General features: G+C 70.9%; 17 protein-coding genes. 8 read left to right on the top strand and 9 right to left on the bottom strand.

The annotated features are described in order from the left end of the window. Positions 1-261: 261 nt before the first annotated feature. Together AB0E67_RS03115 and AB0E67_RS03120 are read right to left on the bottom strand one after the other, a co-directional pair. A complete protein-coding gene (locus tag AB0E67_RS03115; protein WP_362020151.1) occupies positions 262-816 on the bottom strand; it encodes an isochorismatase family protein in 555 nt (184 codons plus the stop codon). A 208-nt stretch (positions 817-1,024) separates the two neighbouring features. Continuing rightward, positions 1,025-1,498 (bottom strand): MarR family transcriptional regulator, encoded by a 474-nt coding sequence (locus tag AB0E67_RS03120; RefSeq protein WP_362020153.1) that lies wholly within the window; start codon positions 1,496-1,498, stop codon positions 1,025-1,027. A gap of 173 nt (positions 1,499-1,671) precedes the next feature. Between AB0E67_RS03120 and AB0E67_RS03125 the strand changes: the two genes are divergently transcribed. Beyond that, positions 1,672-2,724: a LacI family DNA-binding transcriptional regulator gene (locus AB0E67_RS03125; RefSeq protein ID WP_362020155.1), complete on the top strand. Its 1,053-nt coding sequence runs from the start codon at positions 1,672-1,674 to the stop codon at positions 2,722-2,724. A gap of 289 nt (positions 2,725-3,013) precedes the next feature. Here AB0E67_RS03125 and AB0E67_RS03130 read toward each other — a convergent pair whose 3' ends face one another. After that, positions 3,014-4,009: an acetylxylan esterase gene (locus AB0E67_RS03130; RefSeq protein ID WP_362020158.1), complete on the bottom strand. Its 996-nt coding sequence runs from the start codon at positions 4,007-4,009 to the stop codon at positions 3,014-3,016. A 270-nt stretch (positions 4,010-4,279) separates the two neighbouring features. Between AB0E67_RS03130 and AB0E67_RS03135 the strand changes: the two genes are divergently transcribed. The 6 genes from AB0E67_RS03135 (at position 4,280) to AB0E67_RS03160 (ending at position 11,218) form a co-directional block, all read left to right on the top strand. Continuing rightward, on the top strand, positions 4,280-5,530 hold the full coding sequence (locus AB0E67_RS03135; protein ID WP_362020161.1) for a sugar ABC transporter substrate-binding protein: 1,251 nt from the start codon (positions 4,280-4,282) through the stop codon (positions 5,528-5,530). 24 nt (positions 5,531-5,554) lie between these two features. Then, positions 5,555-6,547 carry a sugar ABC transporter permease gene (locus AB0E67_RS03140; RefSeq protein ID WP_362020164.1) on the top strand — a complete coding sequence of 331 codons (993 nt, stop codon included), beginning with the start codon at positions 5,555-5,557 and terminating at the stop codon, positions 6,545-6,547. Continuing rightward, a complete protein-coding gene (locus AB0E67_RS03145; protein WP_362020167.1) occupies positions 6,544-7,479 on the top strand; it encodes a carbohydrate ABC transporter permease in 936 nt (311 codons plus the stop codon). The genes AB0E67_RS03140 and AB0E67_RS03145 overlap by 4 nt, the downstream gene beginning before the upstream one ends. 241 nt (positions 7,480-7,720) lie before the next feature. Next, entirely contained in the window at positions 7,721-8,923 is a 1,203-nt protein-coding gene (locus tag AB0E67_RS03150) for a family 1 glycosylhydrolase (RefSeq protein ID WP_362020170.1), read from the top strand. Between the two features lie 296 nt (positions 8,924-9,219). After that, positions 9,220-10,746 (top strand): glucoamylase family protein, encoded by a 1,527-nt coding sequence (locus AB0E67_RS03155; RefSeq protein WP_362020173.1) that lies wholly within the window; start codon positions 9,220-9,222, stop codon positions 10,744-10,746. 229 nt (positions 10,747-10,975) lie between these two features. Next, a complete protein-coding gene (locus tag AB0E67_RS03160; protein ID WP_362020176.1) occupies positions 10,976-11,218 on the top strand; it encodes a hypothetical protein in 243 nt (80 codons plus the stop codon). Positions 11,219-11,249: 31 nt separating this feature from the next. On the opposite strand, the gene AB0E67_RS03165 is transcribed toward AB0E67_RS03160, so the two are convergent. The 6 genes from AB0E67_RS03165 to AB0E67_RS03190 form a co-directional block, all read right to left on the bottom strand. After that, the gene (locus tag AB0E67_RS03165) at positions 11,250-13,817 is read right to left on the bottom strand and encodes a SpoIIE family protein phosphatase (RefSeq protein WP_362021423.1); all 2,568 of its coding nucleotides are present in this window, start codon (positions 13,815-13,817) and stop codon (positions 11,250-11,252) included. A 196-nt stretch (positions 13,818-14,013) separates the two neighbouring features. Beyond that, positions 14,014-14,442 carry an ATP-binding protein gene (locus AB0E67_RS03170; RefSeq protein WP_362020178.1) on the bottom strand — a complete coding sequence of 143 codons (429 nt, stop codon included), beginning with the start codon at positions 14,440-14,442 and terminating at the stop codon, positions 14,014-14,016. Between the two features lie 311 nt (positions 14,443-14,753). Then, positions 14,754-15,188, bottom strand: coding sequence for a (deoxy)nucleoside triphosphate pyrophosphohydrolase (locus AB0E67_RS03175; RefSeq protein ID WP_362020181.1), 435 nt, complete (start codon positions 15,186-15,188; stop codon positions 14,754-14,756). Between the two features lie 246 nt (positions 15,189-15,434). Continuing rightward, positions 15,435-15,635, bottom strand: a complete 201-nt coding sequence (locus tag AB0E67_RS03180) for an SPOR domain-containing protein (protein WP_362020184.1) — start codon at positions 15,633-15,635, stop codon at positions 15,435-15,437. Positions 15,636-15,959: 324 nt separating this feature from the next. Then, a complete protein-coding gene (locus AB0E67_RS03185) occupies positions 15,960-16,712 on the bottom strand; it encodes a GntR family transcriptional regulator (RefSeq protein ID WP_351627459.1) in 753 nt (250 codons plus the stop codon). 372 nt (positions 16,713-17,084) lie between these two features. Next, entirely contained in the window at positions 17,085-18,668 is a 1,584-nt protein-coding gene (locus tag AB0E67_RS03190; protein WP_362020187.1) for a S8 family peptidase, read from the bottom strand. A 259-nt stretch (positions 18,669-18,927) separates the two neighbouring features. Between AB0E67_RS03190 and AB0E67_RS03195 the strand changes: the two genes are divergently transcribed. Further along, a complete protein-coding gene (locus AB0E67_RS03195) occupies positions 18,928-20,034 on the top strand; it encodes a pyridoxal-phosphate dependent enzyme (protein ID WP_362020190.1) in 1,107 nt (368 codons plus the stop codon). Positions 20,035-20,238 lie beyond the last annotated feature (204 nt).

Raw genomic sequence — 20,238 nt, forward strand, 5'->3', positions numbered from 1 at the left:
CGCACCGAGACGGGCCGGATTTGTGCGTTTTGGATGGCATATGCAGTTGATCACACTGGTTCGCTCATCCACTGAAAGCGCACACGCGCGTGAGGCGGCGCAGACACGGCGGGGGCTCCCCGAAGCTCACCCGCGCAGCGCAATACCGAGGAGCCGCACGCGCCCGCGCACCCGGGGCTCACATGTCATGCTCCGCGTCCCGTGCTCCACGCCCCCGTGTTCCGCGGTTCCCACGGCCCTCGTTCCGTGCGCCTGCGGCCGTCAGCCGCCGAGCAGTCCGACGATCGCGTCCGTCGTGTCCGTCTCGCCCAGGCGCGGGAAGATCCGCTCGACGCTGTTGCGGTGGGCGTCGGCGTCCAGGTCGGTGACCGCGTCCGTGGCCACGGTGACGTGGTAGCCGTGCTCGTGGGCGGCGCGGGCCGTGGACTCGACGCCGATGCTGGTCGCCACACCGGTCAGGACGACCTGGGTGACGCCCCGGCGACGCAGCCTCAGGTCGAGGTCGGTGCCGTGGAACGCACCCCAGGTGCGCTTGGTGACGACGATGTCGCCCTCGCGCGGCCCCAGTTCGGGCACGATGTCCGCCCAGTCGGCCGACATCTCCCCGGAACTCGCGGGCCCCTCGGTGCGCCCCGGGGCCCCGTCGACGACATGGACCAGGACGACCGGGAGGCCCTTGGCCCGGAAGGCGTCGGCCAGGGTCGCGGACCGGGCGACGACGTCGGCGGCGGGGTGGACGGTGGGCCGGGTGACGGTGCCCTTCTGGAGGTCGACGACGATCAGGGCGGTGTTCGGGTCCAGGGTGGTGGCGGTCATGGCGCGGGGTGCTCCTGCGGTTCGCGGTTTTGTCGGTTCACCGGTTCACCGGTTCTCGGTGTTGCCGGTTGTCGGTCTTGCCGGTTCGCGGGGCGTCGACGTTTCCGGAGGTCGACGCGCGAGGGGCGGCAGGCGGCGACCGTACGGCCCACGACGGGCGCGGCGGCGCGGCGGACCGTTCCGGGGCGTCCTCCTCGGCGGGCCCCGCTCACGCCCCGGCCAGCCGGTCGAGCAGCTCCGCGGCCTCGGCGACCGTGCGACGCTCCTCGTCGTCGAGTTCGGCGGCGAGTGCCTCGGCGAGCCAGTCGTTCTTGGCGGTCCGGACCGCGGTCAGCACTTCCAGTCCGGTCCGCGTGATCGACACGACCGACTTGCGGCCGTCGGCCGGATCCGGCGCCCGCTCGACGAGCCCCCGGCTCTCCAGCGCGCCGACGGTGAGCCGCATGGACTGCGGACGCACGTACTCGGCACGGGCCAGCGCGGCCGTGGTCGTCGGCCCCTCCCGGTCCAGCCGGGCGAGCACCGATCTCTGCGTCGGCGTCAGCAGGCTCTCCGACGACGTGGTGCGCAACCGTCGCAGCAGCCGGCCGAGCGCGGCACTCAGTCGCAGCGCGACCTGCTCCGGCTCCGGGGACGATGTGGCAGGCAGTTCGGCGGGCGGGTTCCCAGTCGGTTCCGGCATGACGCCAACGTAAAGATGCACAGGCCACCTTGCAAGGCTGCCTGTCAATTATTGGGATGCTCTTGCCCCTTGCGTGACCAGCGATCTAGGGTGAATGCGCTTTCAAACGAGGGTCGGCACGTGCGGCGGCAGGGACGTGCGGGCGCGAGAGGAACGGACGGACGGACGATCGAGTGAGCGCCCCAACGGTGTATGACGTCGCCGAGCGGTCGGGCGTCTCCATTGCCACGGTCTCGCGGGTCTACCGCACCCCCGATTCGGTACGCGCCCAGACCCGTGAGCGGGTCCTCGAAGCGGCCCGCCAGCTCGGTTACGTACCCAGCGGGAACGCCCGCGGTCTGGCCAGCCGGACCACCGGCGTGCTCGGTCTCTGCTTCCCCGACATGGCCGACCCCGACGCCGAGGCCGACGCGGAGGCGGACAGCGACGCCGACGACGCGGTGATGCTCTACTCCGACCAGATCATCCGCGGCATGGAGCGGGCGGCGCGCCGGCACGGATACGCGCTGCTGATCGCCGCGTCGCTGGAGGGCGGGCCGGAGAGCGTCGCGAAGGTGGCGGGCCGGGTCGACGGGTTCGCCGTGCTGGCACGGACCGTACCGACCGAGGACCTCGAAGTGATCTCGCGGCGGCTGCCGGTGGTGATGCTCGCCGGGCCGCGCGAGATCGACCATCTCGACCACGTCGTCGTCGCGAACGCCGACGGGGAGCGCGAACTGGCCCGCCACCTGATCGAGGAGCACGGGCTGCGCAGGCTCGCCTTCGTCGGTGGCGAGGTCGAGTCACCGGACGCCGAGGCGAGGTTCCACGGCTTCCGGGAGGCGTGCCGCGACGCCGGGCTGCCGGTGCCGGACACGCCGGACCTGCGGGCAGAGATCATGACGCAGGCGGAGGGCGCGCGGACCGCCGAGGCGCTGTTGGACCGGGAGGGCGAACGGCCCGAGGCCATGCTGTTCGCCAACGACCAGATGGCGGTGGGCGCGCTGCGAGCGCTGGAGCGGCGCGGGGTGCGGGTGCCGGAGGATGTCGCGGTGACCGGGTTCGACGGGATTCCGCTGAGCCGGATCGTCCGCCCTTCGCTGACGACCGTGCGCCAGCCGATCCGCCAACTCGGCGAGCAGGCGGTCGAGTTGCTGGTGCAGCGACTGGGCGACAGCGGGCGGGAGCCGGTGTCGCTGATGCTGCCGGTGTCCGTGGTCCGCCGCGCAAGCTGCGGCTGCGCCTGACCGGAACGAGCACCGGAACCAGTACCGGCACCCGCACCCGCCCGCACGAGTACGACGTGCGGGCCGCGTCACCCGGAGCGGCGCGCGCCCGCACGAACGGCGTCCGCCGGGACCACGAACGCTGTCCGCCGGGACCGGCCCGCGGGAAATCGCCCCGGACCGACCCGCCGACCCCACCCACGGCCCGACCCCGCCTTCCCGGCCCGGCCGGGACCGCCGGAACGCGCCCACCGGCCGCGCCGGCCGGAGCGAGTCGCCGGAGGAGCCTCACCGGACCCGCCCGCCGCCGTCACGCCTTCAGGTGCGCCCCGAAGAACCGCCGCCGGGCCGCGTTCAGCTCCTCCGTCTCCGCCGCCCGCCCCGGGTGCTCGAAGTGCCCCGCGCTCAGCACCTGGAGTTCGCGCTCACCGGGCAGGGCGTTGTACACGGCGAACTGTCCCGGCGGCGGCACCGACGGGTCGAAGAGCGCCGCTGCCACCAGCACCGGCAGCTCCAGCCGGGTCGCGGCCGTGGCGGCGTCGAAGTACCGCAGCACCTCGGTGACCTCCGGGTGCGTGCGGTGGTGTCCGCGCACCGCCTCCCCGCTCCCCGCGCAGGGCAGGGTGAGCCGCAGCGGGTGGTTGCCGAAGGTGGGCACCGTCAACTGCCCGGCGCCGAACCGCTCGTCCCACGGCAGGGCCAGTGCGCCGAGCCCGCCGCCGAAGCTCTCGCCGAGGTAGCCGAGCCGCGGGCCGCCCGCCCGGGGGTCCGTCTCCGGGACCAGTTCGTTCAGCGCCGACGCGGCGCACCACAGGTCCGCCACGCAGTCGCCTATGACGTAGGTGTCGCGCGAGGCGATGCCGTGCAGGACGTGCCGGGCGGAGGTGTCCGGTACGCCCTCCCGCAGACCGCGCGTGGGCAGACCCCGTACGCACGGCAGGATCGCCGCCGACCGGGGCAGCGGCAGCGGCACGTCGGGGCCGGGCTCCTCGCGGCCGCCGTATCCGTGCCCGATGACGAATCCGTACTCCGCCGACGCCCCCTCGGCGGGCAGCGCGACCCAGCCGCCGAGCCGCACCCCGCCCACCGACGTGAACGTCACCCCGTGGATCCGTACGCCGTCGCGTTCCTCCTCCAGCGGCCCCAGCTCCGGCTCCGTGGCGACCGCGCGCGCCTGCGCGTATCGGGCCCGCCAGAAGGCGTCGAAGTCGTCCGGGGCGGTGGCGGGGGCGGGGACGCGGAGCAGGTCGTCGAGCGTGCGCCCGTAGGACGGATCGAAGGGGAAATCGTGTTCGAACGAAGTCATGGTCGCGACAGTATCGAAGCCGCCATCCCGCACCCCCGCACAATCCGTGACCTCTTATACGCAACCCGTCATATTCATCCGCCAATCGGTCACATCATTACCAATTCCACAAACAGTGCATCTAACGTGCCAAGTCGAACGTCCAGGTGTCCGGCGCGTTGCACGAGTGTGACCTAGCACCCTCTTGCGGAATTCCGAATTCCTGCCGCAGAGTGATGTATGCGCTTACAGGCAGCGCATACATCCGGATTGCTCAAGGAGGAGCCCTCCATGCCCCGCACCACGAGAACCGTCTCGATCGGGATCGCCGTCGCCGCCGCGCTCACCTTCGGTGTCACCGCGTGCGGCAGTTCCGGTGGCGACGGCGTCGCGGCGGACGAGAAGCAGACGATCACCGTCTGGGCCATGGGCGCCGAGGGCGAGAAGCTCACGGATGTGGCCAAGGAGTACACCAAGGCCAACCCGAACGTGACCGTGAAGGTCACCCCGGTCGGCTGGGACGTCGCCCACCAGAAGCTGGTCTCCGCCGCTGCCGCCGGCACCCTGCCGGACGTGGCGCAGATGGGCGGCAGTTACATGGGCGAGTTCGCCGAACTCGGCGTCCTGGAGCCGGTGGACACCAAGAAGTTCGACGAGAAGGACTTCTTCCCGTCCGGCTGGAAGCAGGGCGAGGTGGACGGCCAGGCGTACGGCGTGCCGTGGTACGTCGACACCCGCGTCCTCTACTACCGCACCGACCTGGCCGAGAAGGCCGGTGTCACCAAGGCTCCGACCAACTGGAAGGAGATGCAGGACCTCGCCACGGCCTACCAGAAGAAGGCCGGGACCAAGTGGGGCCTGTCCATCCAGCCGAGCGGCCTGGACACGGTGCAGAACTTCTACTCCTTCCTCTACTCCGCCGGCGGCGAGATCGTCGACGCCAAGGGCAAGGCCGTCATCGACAGCCCCGAGGCCGTCAAGGCGCTCAAGGAGTACGGCTCCTACTTCGACAAGGGCCTGTCCAACAAGTCCGTCCAGCCCGGCTACGACGTGGTGAAGGACTTCGGCAACGGCCGTGTCCCGATGTTCTTCGGAGGCCCCTGGCACGTCACCCTGCTGAACGAGAGCCAGCCGCAGATCAAGGGCAAGTGGGCGGTGGCGAACGTGCCCGCCGACAAGTCCTCCGTCTCCATGGCCGGCGGTTCGTCCCTGGTGATCTCCAAGGACAGCGAGCACAAGGCCGCCGCCACGGAGTTCATCAAGTACCTGACCGACACCAAGGGCCAGGCCGACTGGTACAAGCGCACCAAGGACCTGCCGGCCAACACCTCCGCCTGGACCTCCGGCGACCTCGCCGACGACGCCACCCTCCAGGTCTTCAAGAAGCAGATGGACACCGCGAAGGCCTCCCCCTCGCTGTCCAACTGGACCGAGATCACCGACAAGGTCGACCAGGCCATCGGCAAGGTCACCCAGGGCAAGGCGTCCGCCGAGGACGCGCTGAAGACGGCTCAGTCCGAAATCGAAGGTCTTCTGAAGTAATCAAGGTCTCGTGAAGTAGGAGTCATGCGCACCATGACCTCAAAGGCCGCGGAGTCGGCCACGGTGCAGGCCGGGCCGGGGACCTCCGCGGCCCCGGCCACCGGGCCCGCGGGTCGCAGGGGCGGCAGGAAACGGTCGATGAGCGTGCAGAACCTGGCCGGCTGGCTGTTCTCCACGCCCTTCCTGATCCTGTTCCTCGTCTTCATGGCGTTCCCGATCCTGGCGACGCTGGCGATGAGCTTCACGGACTTCGGGCTGCGCAACGTCACGCACCCGTTGGACGCGGAGTTCATCGGCTTCGACAACTACGTCAAGCTGTTCGGCGACGACAAGTTCCTCAAGTCGCTGTTCAACACGGCGTACTTCGTGGTGATCGGGGTCCCCCTGACCATCTTCCTGGGGCTGATCGTCGCCGTACTGCTGAACAACGGCATCGACCGGGCCCGGACCTTCTTCCGCGTCGGCTTCTACGCCCCGGTGGTCACCACCATCGTCGCGGTCGCCGTGGTCTGGCGGTTCGTGCTCGACCCGACCGACGGACTCGTCGCGGGCCTCTTCTCCGAGGTGGGTCTCACCGCGCCCGACTTCCTGGGCTCCGAGACGCTCGCCATGCCCTCGATGATCGCCATGGCGGTCTGGCGCAACCTCGGTACGGTCATGGTGCTCTTCATCGCCGGTCTCCAGGCCATCCCCACCGAGGTGCGGGAGGCCGCGCGGCTGGACGGGGCCGGTGTGTGGCAGGAGTTCAAGGGCATCACCGTGCCCCTGCTGCGGCCCACACTGCTCTACGCCACGGTGATCACCACCATCGGCTACCTCAACGTCTTCGAGGAACCGTTCGTGATGACCCAGGGCGGCCCCTCGGACTCCACTCTCACCGTCTCGCTGAACATGTACCGCGAGGGCTTCAACTTCTTCCACATGGGCTATGCGAGCGCCATGGCGTATGTCCTCTTCGTAGTGATCATGGGCATCACGGTGCTGCAGCTCCGACTGCTGAAGGACAACACGAAATGAGCGCCACCAGTGCACCGGGCGCCGTTCCGACGGCGCCGGAGAAGAAGTCCGGGGCGCCGCTGCCGTCGAGGTCCGGGGGCTCGCGGCGGTCGGCCGGCAAGGACCGGGCCGGAGGCCCCGGGCGCGTCCTCGTCTACGTCCTGCTCTCCGCCGGCCTGCTGGTCATGTCGGCGCCGTTCCTCTGGATGGCGGTCTCCGCCTTCAAGACACAGCAGGACCTGACGGCCAGCCCGCCGGTATGGCTCCCGACCGAGTGGACCCTGGACAACTTCCGGAACCTGCTCGACAAGCTCGATCTGCCGCTGTACTTCATGAACTCGGTGATCGTGGCGGTGCTGGTCACCGTCTCGAACCTGGTGTTCTGCTCGATGCTCGGGTACGCCCTGGCCAAGCTGAACTTCGCCGGACGCAACAAGATCTTCGGGCTGGTCCTCGGCGCGCTGATGGTGCCCGGCAACCTGATGCTGCTGCCGCTGTTCGTGCTGATGAGCAAGCTCCAGCTGATCGACTCGTACGCCGGTCTGGTGCTGCCGTTCGCCGCCGGGGCGTTCGGGGTCTTCCTGATGCGGCAGTTCATGCAGTCGATCCCGGACGAGCTGCTGGAAGCGGCCCGGATGGACGGCGCCGGAGAGTGGTACATCTTCTGGCGGATCGTCATGCCGCTGGTGAAGCCCGCCCTGGCGACGCTCTCGATCTTCACGTTCCTGGGCTCCTGGAACAACTTCGTCTGGCCGCTCATCGCGACCAACGACCCCGACAAGTACACCCTCCCGGTCGCGCTGGCCACCTTCGCCACCGATCCCAACAAGGCGGGCGGCTCCAACGGCATGCTGATGGCCGGCTCGTTCCTGATCGTGCTGCCGGTCCTGGTCGTCTTCATCGCGCTCCAGCGGCACTTCACCCAGGGCATCGCCACGGCGGGCATGAAGTAACGGCCCGCCTCTCCGAGGGCCGCTTCGAGGACCGTTGCGAGGACCGCCTCGGGGAGGTCGCCCCGGCGGGCCTGCCCGGGCGGCCGATCCCATGCGCCGGTTCATGGGACCGGCTCAACGGACCGGGCCGCAGCACCGGCCCGCCCGCCCGAGACCACCGCCCCACCGAAACGTACGAGGCCGCGCACCCCACACCCCGCGTCGGCCACACCCCTTTCACGCACCAGAAGGACATTCCGCGATGACTCACACCCAGGTCCCGTTCCCCGAAGGCTTCCTGTGGGGCGCCTCCACCGCCGCCCACCAGATCGAGGGCAACAACACCAACTGCGACTGGTGGGTCAAGGAACACGCCGCGGGCACCCACATCCAGGAGCCCAGCCTGGACGCCTGCGACAGCTACCACCGCTGGCGCGAGGACATGGACGTGCTGGCCGCCCTGGGCTTCACCGACTACCGGTTCTCCATCGAGTGGGCGCGCATCGAGCCCGCCGAGGGCCGCTTCTCCCGCGCCGAACTCGCCCACTACCGCCGCATGGTCGAGGGCGCCGTCGAACGCGGCCTGCGCCCCATGATCACGCTGCACCACTTCACGGTGCCGCAGTGGTTCGAGGCGCGCGGCGGCTGGACCGCCGAGGGCGCGGTCGAACTCTTCGCCCGTTACGTCGCGGCCTGCGCACCGGTGATCGCCGAGGGCGTCACGCACGTCTGCACCATCAACGAACCGAACATGATCGCCGTCATGGCGGGCCAGGCCAAGCGCGGCGACAACAGCTTCCCGCCCGCAGGCCTGCCGACCCCCGACGACGAGACCACCGAGGCCGTCATCGCCGCCCACCACGCGGCAGTCAAGGAGGTCCGGGCGATCAACTCCGACATCCAGGTCGGCTGGACCATCGCCAACCAGGTCTACCAGGCCCTGCCCGGCGCCGAGGAGGTCACCGCGGCCTACCGGCACCCCCGCGAGGACGTCTTCATCGAGGCCGCCCGCGGCGACGACTGGATCGGCGTGCAGTCCTACACCCGGACCAAGATCGGCCCCGAGGGCCCGATCCCGACGCCGGACGACGCCGAGCGCACCCTCACCCAGTGGGAGTACTACCCGTCCGCCGTCGGGCACGCGCTGCGCCACACCGCCGAGGTCATCGGCAAGGACATGCCGCTGATCGTCACCGAGAACGGCATCGCGACCGACGACGACAGCCGCCGGACCGACTACTACGCCGGCGCGCTGAACGAGGTCGCCCGCGGCCTGGAGGACGGCCTGAACATCCAGGGCTACCTGGCGTGGAGCGCGCTCGACAACTACGAGTGGGGCTCCTACAAGCCGACCTTCGGCCTGATCGGCTGGGACCCGGAGACCTTCGAGCGGCTGCCCAAGCCGTCCGCCCGCTGGCTGGGCGAGATGGGCCGCACGCGCGCCCTGCCGCGCCTCGCCGACTGACCACGGGTCCCGCCGACCCGTCTCGGCCCCGGCCGACCTCGGCCCACCGGCCGTTGTCGGCCCGAGACCGGGAGCGATCCGACGACGCTCCCGCCCGTACGGGAACCCGGAGGCACCTGACGACCGCCCGGTTCCCGTACGACCCCGCCCGTGCGGGCGACGCGCGTGTCCAGCCCCGCCGACGCGCGTCGCCCGCACGGGTGCCGTACGCACCACGGCGCCCCGCGCCTCAGCACGACCGACGAACGAAATCCGCCCACCGTCCACAGTCGGTGGCTCTTCTTCGAAGGATTCCGATGGACCGTCGCACGTTTCTCACCGCCGCGGGAACGGGGGCAGCCGCCCTGTCGCTCGGCGCGGTGTCCGTACCTTCCGCGAGCGCCGTACCCGCCGCGAACACCATCGGTGCCACCGGTGCCACCGGTGCCACCGGCGCCGCCCGGCTCGCGCACGGCTCGAACGCGTCGCTGCTGCGGCGCTGGTTCCGCGACACGTACCGCTCCATGGAAGCGATGACGACCGACTTCGGTCTCGCCGTCGACAAGATCGACGTCAGCGGCCCCGGCGCACCCGTCCAGTCGCGCCAGACCTCCCCGACCAACATCGGCTGCGGCCTCTGGTCGACCGTCGCCGCGGCCGGGCTCGGCGTCATCGACGGCTCCACGATGGAACGCCGCCTGGAGCGCGCCGTCCGGGCCGTCGAGAAGCTGGAGCGCCACCACGGCTTCTGGCTCAACTGGTACGACGCGCACGACGGTTCGGTCATCACCGAATGGCCCGGCACCGACGACCCGGTGCGCCCGTTCCTGTCGTCCGTCGACAACGCCTGGCTGGTCACCGGTCTGCGGATCGCCGCCGATGCCGCGCCCGCCCTGCGCCCCCGCATCGGCCGCATCCTGGCCACCGCGGACTGGTCGTACTACTACACCCCGTACGACCCGGCCGACCCCGTCGCCGGCCCCGGGCAGCTGCGCGGCGGCTTCTGGACCGACACCGGGGAACCCACCGGCCACCACTACGGCGCGCTCAACACCGAGCCGCGCATGGCCAGTTACCTCGGCATCGCGGACGGCTCGCTGCCCGCCGACCACTACTGGCACCTGCTGCGCACCATGCTCCCCGAGCACGAGCAGGAACAGCACCCGCAGGGCGCCTACGTCGCCATGGACGGCGTACGCGTCTGGCAGGGGCACTACACCCACCGGGGCCGCAAGATCGTTCCCAGCTGGGGCGGTTCCATGTTCGAGGCGCTGATGGTGCCACTGTTCGTGCCGGAGGCGGAGTGGTCGCCGCGTTCCTGGGGCCTCACGCACCGGCGTTACGTACGGGGCCAGATCGAACACGGCATGGAGGAGGCCCGGTACGGGTACTGGGGCTTCTCCCCCGCCAACATCCCCGAGGGCGGGTACCAGGAGTACGGCGTCGACGCGCTCGGCATGCAGGTGGACGGGTACGCCTCCAACACCGACCGCACGTACACGACGGACGGCGCCCCGCTGCCGCCCCCGTCGGCGTTCACGAACGGTGTGGTCACCCCGCACGCCTCGTTCCTCGCCCTGCCCCACGCGCCGGCCGAGGCGATCGCCAACCTGCGCGCGCTCGACCGCGACTTCGGCGCCTACCACGCCGGATACGGGTTCCGGGACTCCGTCAACGTGAGCACCGGGCGGGTCAGCGACTACATGCTCGCCCTCGACCAGGGGATGATCGCCGCCGCACTGGCCCAGGCACTGCGGCCGGGTCTGCTGCAGAGGCCGTTCCGTACGGGTGGCTTCCGGTCGCGGGTGCGTCCGCTGCTCGCCAAGGAGCGCTTCTCCATCTGACCGCACGCGGGGCGGCGCCGCCCGTGACCGCACGGTCGCGGGGGCGCCGTCCGCGCGGTCACGGGCGGCGCCATTCGCCCGGTCGCGGGCCGCCGACTGTGGACATAGCCTCACAAAGGTGACGTCACTCGCGAGCCGTATCCGAATACCCTCCCGGTCCGGATGGTCCGCCCGGTCCGGGCGATCCGCCTGGCCCAGAGGGTCCGGGCCGGACGGAGCCCCGCTCACCGTGCTGTCGGCGGGGTGCTTCCCGGCCCTCCTCCGGACGGCTCACGCCACCGTCCCCACCGCCCCGGGACCCGGGACCGGCGACTACGGCGGGGCGGGTGCCGTGGACCTGATCGTGCCGCTGGCCGTCCTCGCCGGCACCGCGGCGACCGCCGCCTTCACGCACGTCCGGCGTCGGCGGCGCACCGCCACCCGTACCACCCCCGGGACGGCAACCCGCCGACGGCCGTACGAGGGGGCGTAGGGCATGCTTCGAAAGTCCCCTCCCGCCCGGTTCAGTACATGCTGAGCAGTTGTTCCAGCGTGGGCTCGGCGGCCGGTACCCCGTCGGGCAGTGCCAGCTCGAACCAGACGGTCTTGCCACGCGGCGTCCGCCTGGACCCCCAGCCCGTGCTCAGCATCCCGACCAGCTGCAACCCGCGCCCGCCCTCGTCGGTGTCGCGGGCCCGCCGCCGTCGCGGCTGGACCAGGCCCGCGTCCCACACCTCGCACACGAGCGTGCGGTCGAGCAGCAGGCGGATCCGGATCTCGCCCTCGCCGTACCGCAGGGCGTTGGTGACCAGTTCGCTAACCAGCAGCTCGGTGGTGTCCACCAGTTCGCCGAGGTCCCAGGCGAGCAGCTGTTCACGGGCCAGTTCGCGGGCGCGGCCGACGGAGCGCGGCTCGCGGGGCAGCCGCCAGTCGCCGACGGCGTCGACCGGAAGTCCCCGGATGCGTGCCATGAGCAGGGCGATGTCGTCCTCGCCGTGCCGGGTGTCGAGCGTGGCCAGGACGTGGTCGCAGACGTCCTCCAGCGGCCGCCGCGGCGCGACGAGCGCCTCGCGCAGGGCCTTGAGCCCCTCGTCGAGCGGATGGTCGCGGGACTCGACGAGACCGTCCGTGTAGAGGGCGAGCAGGGCGCCCTCCTTCAGTTCCACCTCGACCTCCTCGAAGGGTTCACCGCCGACGCCGAGCGGCATCCCGGGCGGGACGTCGAGCATGACGGCTCGTTGGCCCGGTTCGACCACCGCCGGGGGGAGGTGACCGGCGTTGGCGAAGGTGCACCGTCGGGTGACCGGGTCGTAGACCGCGTACACGCACGTGGCCAGGTACACCTCGGAGAGGTCCGCCTCACGGGACTTGTGGGCGGCCCGGGAGGGCCACTGGGCTCCTCCGCCGGAACCCCCGGGGAAGGCGCCGGTGGCGCGGCCGGGGGTGCCGAGCCCCCGCGCGACCTCGTCGAGCGCGGCGAGCACCTCGGCCGGCTCCAGGTCGAGCAGGGCCAGGGTCCGTACGGCGGTGCGCAGTTCGCCCATGGCCACGGCGGCGCGCAGGCCACGTCCCATGACGTCGCCGACGACGAGGGCGGTGCGATGGCCGGGGAGTTCGATCACGTCGAACCAGTCGCCGCCCACCTCGGTGGCGGTGTTGCCGGGGAGGTACCGGCAGGCGATGTCGAGACCGGCGGCCTCGGGGTCACCGGGCGGCAGCAGGCTGCGCTGGAGGATCAACGCCCGCTCGTGCTCGCGCCGGTAGAGACGGGCGTTGTCGATACAGACAGCGGCACGGGCGGCGAGTTCGATGGCCAGGCCACGGTCCCGTTCGCCGAAGGGCTCGCTGCCCTTGGTGCGGGAGAACTGGACGAGTCCGACCACCGTGTCGTGGGCGACCATCGGCACGGCCAGGGTCGACTGGACGAAGCCGCGGTCGTCGCCGGGGACGTCCTCCACGTGCCCGGTGCGCAGCGCGATGGCACAGGGCGAGTGGTACGGGAACCGGTGCACGGCTCCGAGCGCGGGCGGGCCGTCTCCGGGGGCGGGTGCGGTCCGGTCCGCCGACGTGGCGGGCAGGGCGTCCGACACGGCACTGGCGAAGGCGACCCGGCGCAGCTCGGCGGAGCCGCCGACGGACTCCTGGCGGAGCGAGTCCCAGCTCCCGGGCGGCGCGTCGTCACCGGTGAGCAGCCCCTGGTAGAGGTCGACGGAGGCGAGGTCGCAGAAGCCGGGCACGGCGACGTCGAGGAGTTCGCGGGCGGTGGTCTCCAGGTCGAGGGAGTTGCCGATGCGGGCGCTGGCCTCGTTGAGCAGGGCGAGGTTGCGGCGGGCGCTGGCCGCTTCCCGGGCAGCGATATGACGCCCCGTCACATCCGTCGCCAGTCCGGCGATGCCGACGGGCCGGCCCGAACCGCTGTGGACGCGGTAGAGGTTCATGGACCAGTACCGGCGCTCCGGGTCGCCGGGGGCGTGCCCGACGAGCTGGAGGTCGGTGACGGACGTACCGGTCTCCAGCACCCGCTTCAGGGTGGCGGTGAGACGGTCCGCCTCGGTGCGGGAGAGGTAGTCGTCGACGGTGCGCCCGCGGTGGTCCTCGGCCCTGCCGCCGAAGACGGTGGCGAAACGCTCGTTGGCGCGCACCACCGCGAGGTCCGTACCGAACAGCACGAAGCCGAAAGGAGATTGGCCGAAAATGGCCTGTGACGCGGCGAGGTCCGTCTCGATGCGGCGCAGGGCGCGGACGTCCACGACGATGCAGAGCGCGGCCCGTTCCCCGGTCTTGGTCTCGCTCGGCATCACATAGAGCTCGGCGAGCCCGCGGACGCCCCGCTCCCCCGGTATCCGGAACGGGACGAGGCCCGTCCACTCCCTGCCGTCGAGGATCTCGCCGACCCGGCGGTGACCGTCCCGCCGCAGCTCGGCGGGCATGAACGCCTCGACCGGGTCCATGCCCACGGCGACATCCGCGGCGATGCCGAACAAGCCCGCGGCCCGTCGGCTCCACTGCTCGATCAGGCCATCGGCGCCGATCGAGAAGGAGGCGACTCTGATGTAGTCATAGATCGAGCCGGGCGGACTGTTCTGCCACACGATGCCGCCCGCCGTCCCAGGTATTTCGCTCACGCGACCGTCCCCTCCAGCTCACACACCGGACCGGCCCTGACCGCAGTATTCAGCACTCCGGCCCCGACCGACACGGCGTTCACGATCACAGCACGGTCTCAGTCCGTTTCGGACAGGTTCTGCTCGACCAGGTGATCGCCGTGCGCGTCGTCCCACCCCACTCCTAACCAGGCAGCGCCAGCTCGAACCACACGGTCTTGCCGGTCTTTCCACGCCTGGTCCCCCAGCGACGAGCGGAGCACGCCACCAGTTGCAGCCCCCTGCCGCCCTCGTCATCGGGCCCCGCGGCGCGTTCGGTGGGCGGATCCGGAAGCGGATCGGAGACCTCCACGAGCAGGCCGGGGTGGGCGGAGGCCGCGTCACCGTTGGGATGGGGGCGCTGCAACCGTACCCCGATGGGACCCGATGTGTACTGCAAGGAGTTCGTGACCAACTCGCTGACCAGCAAGACCGTCACATCCCCGACAGCCGCGTCGAGCCCCCAGCCGCGCAACGCCTCATGGACGGCTTGCCGCGCGGTGCGCACCACGCCGGGCACAGCGGGAAAGGTCCACTCGGCGCAGTCGCCTTCGGTGTCGATCACGCCGATCACTTCCCAAGACCAGCAACGGGTACGCCCTGCTTACACGGGATAATCAGCTCATACCCGATATTCGGAACGAACTATCGCCGGGATCGACACGTGGGGCGTACGGGTGTATGACCCCGCACGCGAACAGATGTACGCAGAGAGAGGGGCGCACAGGGAGAGCACCGCGCGCCGGAACGGCGGGAACCGGCGCCGGCCGCTGCCCGACTCCGCGTCAGCGGCGCACGCCGTACCCACCGGCTCGCACCACTCCCGGCGCCGTGCCGGTGCCCAGGGGCCGGGGTCCGGGCCCCGGCGCCGGGCGCGGCGCGATCTCAGATGTCGGCGGGGGCGCCACCCGGCACATCGACGGGGGCGCCGTCGGGCAGCCATCGCACCGCTGCCGCGACGGCGGGCAGGTCCTGATCCAGCCAGTCGACCGAGTAGATCTCGTCGGGCCCGAGCCAGCACAGTTCGTCATGGTCCTCGAGCGGCTCGGGCACACCGGACACCAACCGCACCGTCCACACCCTGAGCACATACCCCGGCTTCAGCGGCCACTCACCGGGGACGCGCTCCAGTGGACACGCTTCCACGCCGAGCTCCTCCCGGAGTTCCCGTACGAGCGCCTGCTCACCGGTCTCTCCCGGCTCCAGCTTCCCGCCCGGCAGCTCCCAGCGGCCGGCCAGCTCGGGCGGGGCGCTGCGGCGCGCGGCCAGCAGTCGACCCCGGTCGAAGACGGCTCCGGCCGCCACCACACGATTGTTCATGAGCCGGAGCGTAACGCCGAGGGCCCGGACAAGGCGCGGGAAAGTGCGCCCACGGATGCCCCGCACCACACCCCGCCACCCCCGCGCACGGTCCCGCGCCGCACCCGGCGCTCGACCGCCCTCGGCCCGCGTCCCGGCCGGCACATCACCACGGCCGGTCGGCGTCCCGGGCGGGTACATCGCCACGGCCCGACGGCGCCCCGGCCCCGTCACGCCAGAGATCGGCGCCTTCCCGGGCCCGGCACGTCACGGCCGCGTGCGCCGGTCGGCTCGCTCCACCCAATAGAGCTGCTTGTGGCCGTGGATCTCCAGCTTGTCGGCCATCTCCTGGGCCTCGCCGCGTGTGGCGTATCTGCCGACGCGATAGCGATTGCCGTTGTCGTCCTGCCGTATCACCAGCCAAGGGAGCTCGGCACCGCTGTCGGTCATCGTGCCCCTTCCAAGCATCGCGCCCCTCCCCCGAACGGCTCGCACGTCTTCAACGGCTCGTTTAAGAATCCCCAGGAAACCGCAGTACGCATATGCCGGACCCTACGCCAGACCTTTACTGAACGGATACGTAATTACACAAAGAGATACCGATCCGGCCATGCAAGAGGGGCGCATCCCCTCGGATGCGCCCCCCACGACGACATCGGCCGGCCGTGCGTCTCCTCGGCCGCCCCACATGCTTTCCAGGGCATGGCGGGCAAGACCGGCGGCGGCCGCCCGCCGGTCAAGGAACCCGGCCCTGCGGCGGCCCGGCGAGCGGCAGCAGCCTCCGCGCGCCGCTCACCTGACCGGGAGGTGGTAGGCGATCCGGAAGCGGTCGGCGGGCACCACCACGTCCGCCGTCTCGACCGGGCGCCCCGACGCGTAGAACGTACGCTCGATCACCATCACGACATGGCCCGGAACACCGCCGAGCGCCAGGAGCTCCTCCGCCAGCCCCGGGCGCGCACCGACCTGTTCGACCACGTTGTCCACGACGACGTCGATCGCGGCCATCCGCTCGACCACCCCGCAGCCGCCCAACGGCCCTTCCTCCGGCAGCATCACGGGCGTACGCCCCGTCAGCGCGAGCGGCTCCCAGGACGTGGAGAGCATCATCGGCTCTCCCGCCTCGCGGAAGGTGTAACTCGTGCGCATCACACGGTCGCCGGGCTCGATGTCCAGCCGCTCGGCGACGGGACCGGTCGCCTCTTCCTGCTCACTGCGGGACTCCCACGTACCTCGCGCGCCGTCCGCCGTCTGTTCCTGACGGAACGAACTGGCCCCCGAAACGGGCCGGTACCCCGAACGGGCGATCCGGCGCGGAACCGGCCGCTCTCGCACATACGTACCAGAACCGGAGCGACCCTCGACCAGCCCCTCGGCCATCAGCACCTTGCGCGCCTCCAGCGCGACCGTGTCCGACACCCCGTATTCCTCGCGGATACGGGCCTGGGACGGCAGGCGCGTACGCGGCGGCAGCGAACCATTGACGATCTTCTCCCGCAGATCGCTCGCAACACGCAAATAGGCGGGCTGCTCACCGAAAGTCACAGGCCTCTCCCAACAGGTTGACGGTCTGCAACAGACTGACAACGGTCGGTTGCCTATCGCAAGCAAAGGCCAGAGATTCACTCGAAGTGATGATCCATCGGAGTGGCGCGCATGACACGCTCCGCGCGCAGGGATAAACCGTACATGCGTCCGTACATCATGCATCCGCGCAAGGGGCGAGGGGCGGCCTCGACAGCGACCGCCCCTCGTCCCTCCCCGACCCTGCTCACGCCTCCGTGGCCCGACGGCCGACGAGGCGATCCGGCGAGCCATCCGCCGAGCAGGGCATCGACCGGGTCGTCGAGCGAAGCGTCGAACGATCCGTCGGGCGGACCACCCGGGAAGCCGCACGGTCCGCCCGACGGGGCGTCATCAGAACTGCAGACCCCAGGAGTTGATCCGCCCGGTGTCGCCAGCCGCGTTGTCGGTGACGCGCAGCTTCCAGGTGCCGTTGGCCACCTCGGACGAGGCGTCCACCGAGTAGGTGGTGACCACGTCGTCGCTGCTGCCGCCCGTTCCGCTCGCCTTCAGGTTGTAGACCGAACCATCGGGCGCGACCAGGTCGATCTTCAGGTCGCCGATCCAGGTGTGCGTGATGTTGACGGGCACACCCAGCGTGGCCGGAGCGTTCCCGCTGACACCGGAGACCGTGATGGGCGACTCGACGGTGGAGTTGTCGCGGATGGTGTACGCCGTCGCGTTCTCGAACTTCGGTCCCGGCGGGGTCGTGGTGCCGCTGCCGACGTTCAGCAGTCGGTTCGGGGAGCCCGTGCCCGGACTCGTCACCACTCCGGTGCTCGCCGCGGCGACCAGTCCGGCGGAGACCTGTGCGGGGCTCTCGGCCGGGTGGTCGGCCAGGTAGAGGGCGGCCGCACCCGCGACGTGCGGGGTCGCCATCGAGGTGCCGGAGATCGTGTTGGTGGCGCTGTCACTGGTGTTCCACGCCGAGGTGATCGACGATCCCGGGGCGAAGATGTCCAGCACACTGCCGTAGTTGGAGAAGCTGGAGCGGGCATCCGTGCTGGTCGTGGAGCCGACCGTGATGGCCTCGGTGACCCGCGCGGGAGACCTGGTGGAGGCGTCGGTCGACTCGTTGCCCGCGGCCACCGCGTAGGTCACGCCGGACGCGATGGACTTGCGCACGGCGGCATCGAGCACGGAGTCCGCCCCGCCGCCCAGGCTCATGTTGGCGACGGCCGGCTTGACGGCGTTCGCCGTCACCCAGTCGATGCCCGCGACGACTTGATCCGTCGTGCCGGAGCCGCTGTTGTCGAGCACGCGGACGCCGACGACCTTCGCCTTCTTGGCCACGCCGTACGACGAGCCGGCGACGGTGGCGGCCACGTGCGTGCCGTGACCATGGCCGTCCTGCGCGGTGTTGTCGTTGTCGATGGCGTCGTAGCCGTACGAGGCCCGGCCGCCGAAGTCGTTGTGGGTGATCCGGACACCGGTGTCGATGATGTAGGCGGTGACACCCTCACCGGCCTTGTCCGGATAGGTGTAACTCTGGTTCAGCGGAAGGTTCTTCTGGTCGATCCGGTCCAGCCCCCACGAGGGCGGCGAGGGCTGCGTGCCGGTGATCCTGAAGGTCCGGTTCTGCACGACGGACTCGACGGCCGGGTCCGCGGCGAGCTTCTTCGCCCGGTCCTCCGAGAGCTCCACCGAGTAGCCGTTGAGGGCCGCGTGGTAGGTCCGCTTGATCTTCGCGCCGTACTCCCTGGCGAGGGCCCTGCCCTTCGCCGATCCCGCGTCGGCCGCCGACTCGTCGAGTGTGACGATGTAGCTGCCGCTGATGGCGCCCGGGGCGCCCGCGTTCTCGATCCGGCCTTCCGCCGCCGGACCGGCCGCGGTGGCGGGGAACGCCGCCGCGGTGGAGAGCGCGAGGGCCGCACCGGCTATGACGCTCACGGCAGCGGCTCTTCGCCGGGCGTGGGGGGTGTGACGCATCACTGACATCTGAGGGTTCCTCCTCGATCGCGGTGCACTGGTGCGGGGTCCAGGGGTCATGGAGGTGAAGGTGGAGCGGGGCCGGGCGGACCGAGCCGGACGGAGCTCGAATAGCATGGGCATGACAAGCCGACGCTTCGGGTTCCGCGCCGTCCAAATCCCGGCCGACAGCGAAAGATTGACCGATCCTTGAGATTCGCACAAGGGTGCGTTGACGCATGCCATACCTTCGCCATTCAGCCGCCATACACCTGACACGCTGGCAGGCATGGCTTCCTATCTCTGTCCGCGGGACGGCACCCGCGCCGACACGACCTCCCTGACCTGGTGTTGCCCCCTCTGCGGCGGCCCCTGGGACCTCGACTTCGAGCCTGCCGGACCGCTGTCCCTCAACTCCCTGGTCGGCCGCGTCAATTCACTCTGGCGTTACGAAGAGGTGCTGCCCCTCGCCTCTCCCACGACCAGCCTCGGCGAGGGCCGCACCCCGCTCGTCCCGCTCACCGGTACGGTCTCGGCCAAGCTCGACTACCTGATGCCGACGCTCTCCTTCAAGGACCGCGGCGCGGTGATGCTCGCCGAACTCGCCCGGCGTCTGACACCCGAACGGGTCGTCACGGACAGCAGCGGCAACGCGGGCACGGCCGTCGCCGCGTACTGCGCCCGCGCCTCGCTCCCCTCCACGGTGTACGTCCCCGAGGGCACGTCACCGAAGAAGACCGAGCAGATCCGCGCGCACGGCGCCCACTTGGAGATCGTCCCCGGCGACCGCGAGGCCACCGCGCGGGCGGCCCGAGCCGCCGCCTACACCCCCGGCACCTTCTACGCCTCTCACGTCTTCAACCCGTACTTCCTGCACGGCACGAAGACCTATGTGTACGAACTGTGGGAGGACCTCGGCGGCCGTCTGCCGGACGCCATCGCCGTACCGGTCGGCAACGGCACCCTTCTCCTCGGGGCCGCCCTCGCCACCGCCGAACTCCATGCCCAGGGACTGATCGACGAACGCCCCGCGCTGATCGCCGTCCAGGCCGAAGCCGTGTCGCCGCTGGCGACCGCCTTCCACGCGGGCTCCGACGACCTCCTCTGCACCTCGACCGGCACGCCCGTGCCGACTTCGCCGACCCTCGCGGAGGGCATCGCCATCCCCTGCCCGCCGCGCGCCCGCGCCGTCCTGGCGGCGGTGCGCGCATCGGGCGGCACCTTCCTCACGGTGACCGAGGCCCAGATCCGTGCGGCCCAACTGGACCTGGCCGCAAGAGGTTTCTACGTGGAGACGACGGGCGTCGCCTGCTGGGCGGCGGTCGGCGGCCGGGCGGACCTCGAAATCGTCGTACCGCTGTGCGGCGCGGGCCTCAAGACGGGCCTCGCCCCCTGAGACCGGAGCCGAACACGGGGGCACGGGGCACGGGGGCAAGGCGACACGGGGCACGGGACACAGGGGCAAGGCGACACGGAGGCACGGGGCACGGGGGCAGAGCGCTCACCGGGACGAAACTCCACCAGGACGAAGCTCTCACCGGGACGAGGCGCCCGGCCCGGCGTTCACCCGTGCGCCGCGCGCCGTGCCCCTGCGCCCGGC

It is taken from the genome of Streptomyces sp. NPDC032161, from assembly GCF_040636995.1.
Taxonomy (GTDB): Bacteria; Actinomycetota; Actinomycetes; order Streptomycetales; family Streptomycetaceae; genus Streptomyces.

Excerpts from the sequence above, each read along its gene's own strand:
- AB0E67_RS03150 (WP_362020170.1), top strand. The coding sequence starts at position 7,721 with ATGACTCACACCCAGGTCCCGTTCCCCGAAGGCTTCCTGTGGGGCGCC.
- AB0E67_RS03130 (WP_362020158.1), bottom strand. The coding sequence starts at position 4,009 with ATGACTTCGTTCGAACACGATTTCCCCTTCGATCCGTCCTACGGGCGC.
- AB0E67_RS03145 (WP_362020167.1), top strand. The coding sequence starts at position 6,544 with ATGAGCGCCACCAGTGCACCGGGCGCCGTTCCGACGGCGCCGGAGAAG.
- AB0E67_RS03120 (WP_362020153.1), bottom strand. The coding sequence starts at position 1,498 with ATGCCGGAACCGACTGGGAACCCGCCCGCCGAACTGCCTGCCACATCG.
- AB0E67_RS03190 (WP_362020187.1), bottom strand. The coding sequence starts at position 18,668 with ATGTCAGTGATGCGTCACACCCCCCACGCCCGGCGAAGAGCCGCTGCC.
- AB0E67_RS03135 (WP_362020161.1), top strand. The coding sequence starts at position 4,280 with ATGCCCCGCACCACGAGAACCGTCTCGATCGGGATCGCCGTCGCCGCC.
- AB0E67_RS03140 (WP_362020164.1), top strand. The coding sequence starts at position 5,555 with ATGCGCACCATGACCTCAAAGGCCGCGGAGTCGGCCACGGTGCAGGCC.
- AB0E67_RS03175 (WP_362020181.1), bottom strand. The coding sequence starts at position 15,188 with ATGAACAATCGTGTGGTGGCGGCCGGAGCCGTCTTCGACCGGGGTCGA.
- AB0E67_RS03155 (WP_362020173.1), top strand. The coding sequence starts at position 9,220 with ATGGACCGTCGCACGTTTCTCACCGCCGCGGGAACGGGGGCAGCCGCC.
- AB0E67_RS03195 (WP_362020190.1), top strand. The coding sequence starts at position 18,928 with ATGGCTTCCTATCTCTGTCCGCGGGACGGCACCCGCGCCGACACGACC.
- AB0E67_RS03180 (WP_362020184.1), bottom strand. The coding sequence starts at position 15,635 with ATGCTTGGAAGGGGCACGATGACCGACAGCGGTGCCGAGCTCCCTTGG.
- AB0E67_RS03115 (WP_362020151.1), bottom strand. The coding sequence starts at position 816 with ATGACCGCCACCACCCTGGACCCGAACACCGCCCTGATCGTCGTCGAC.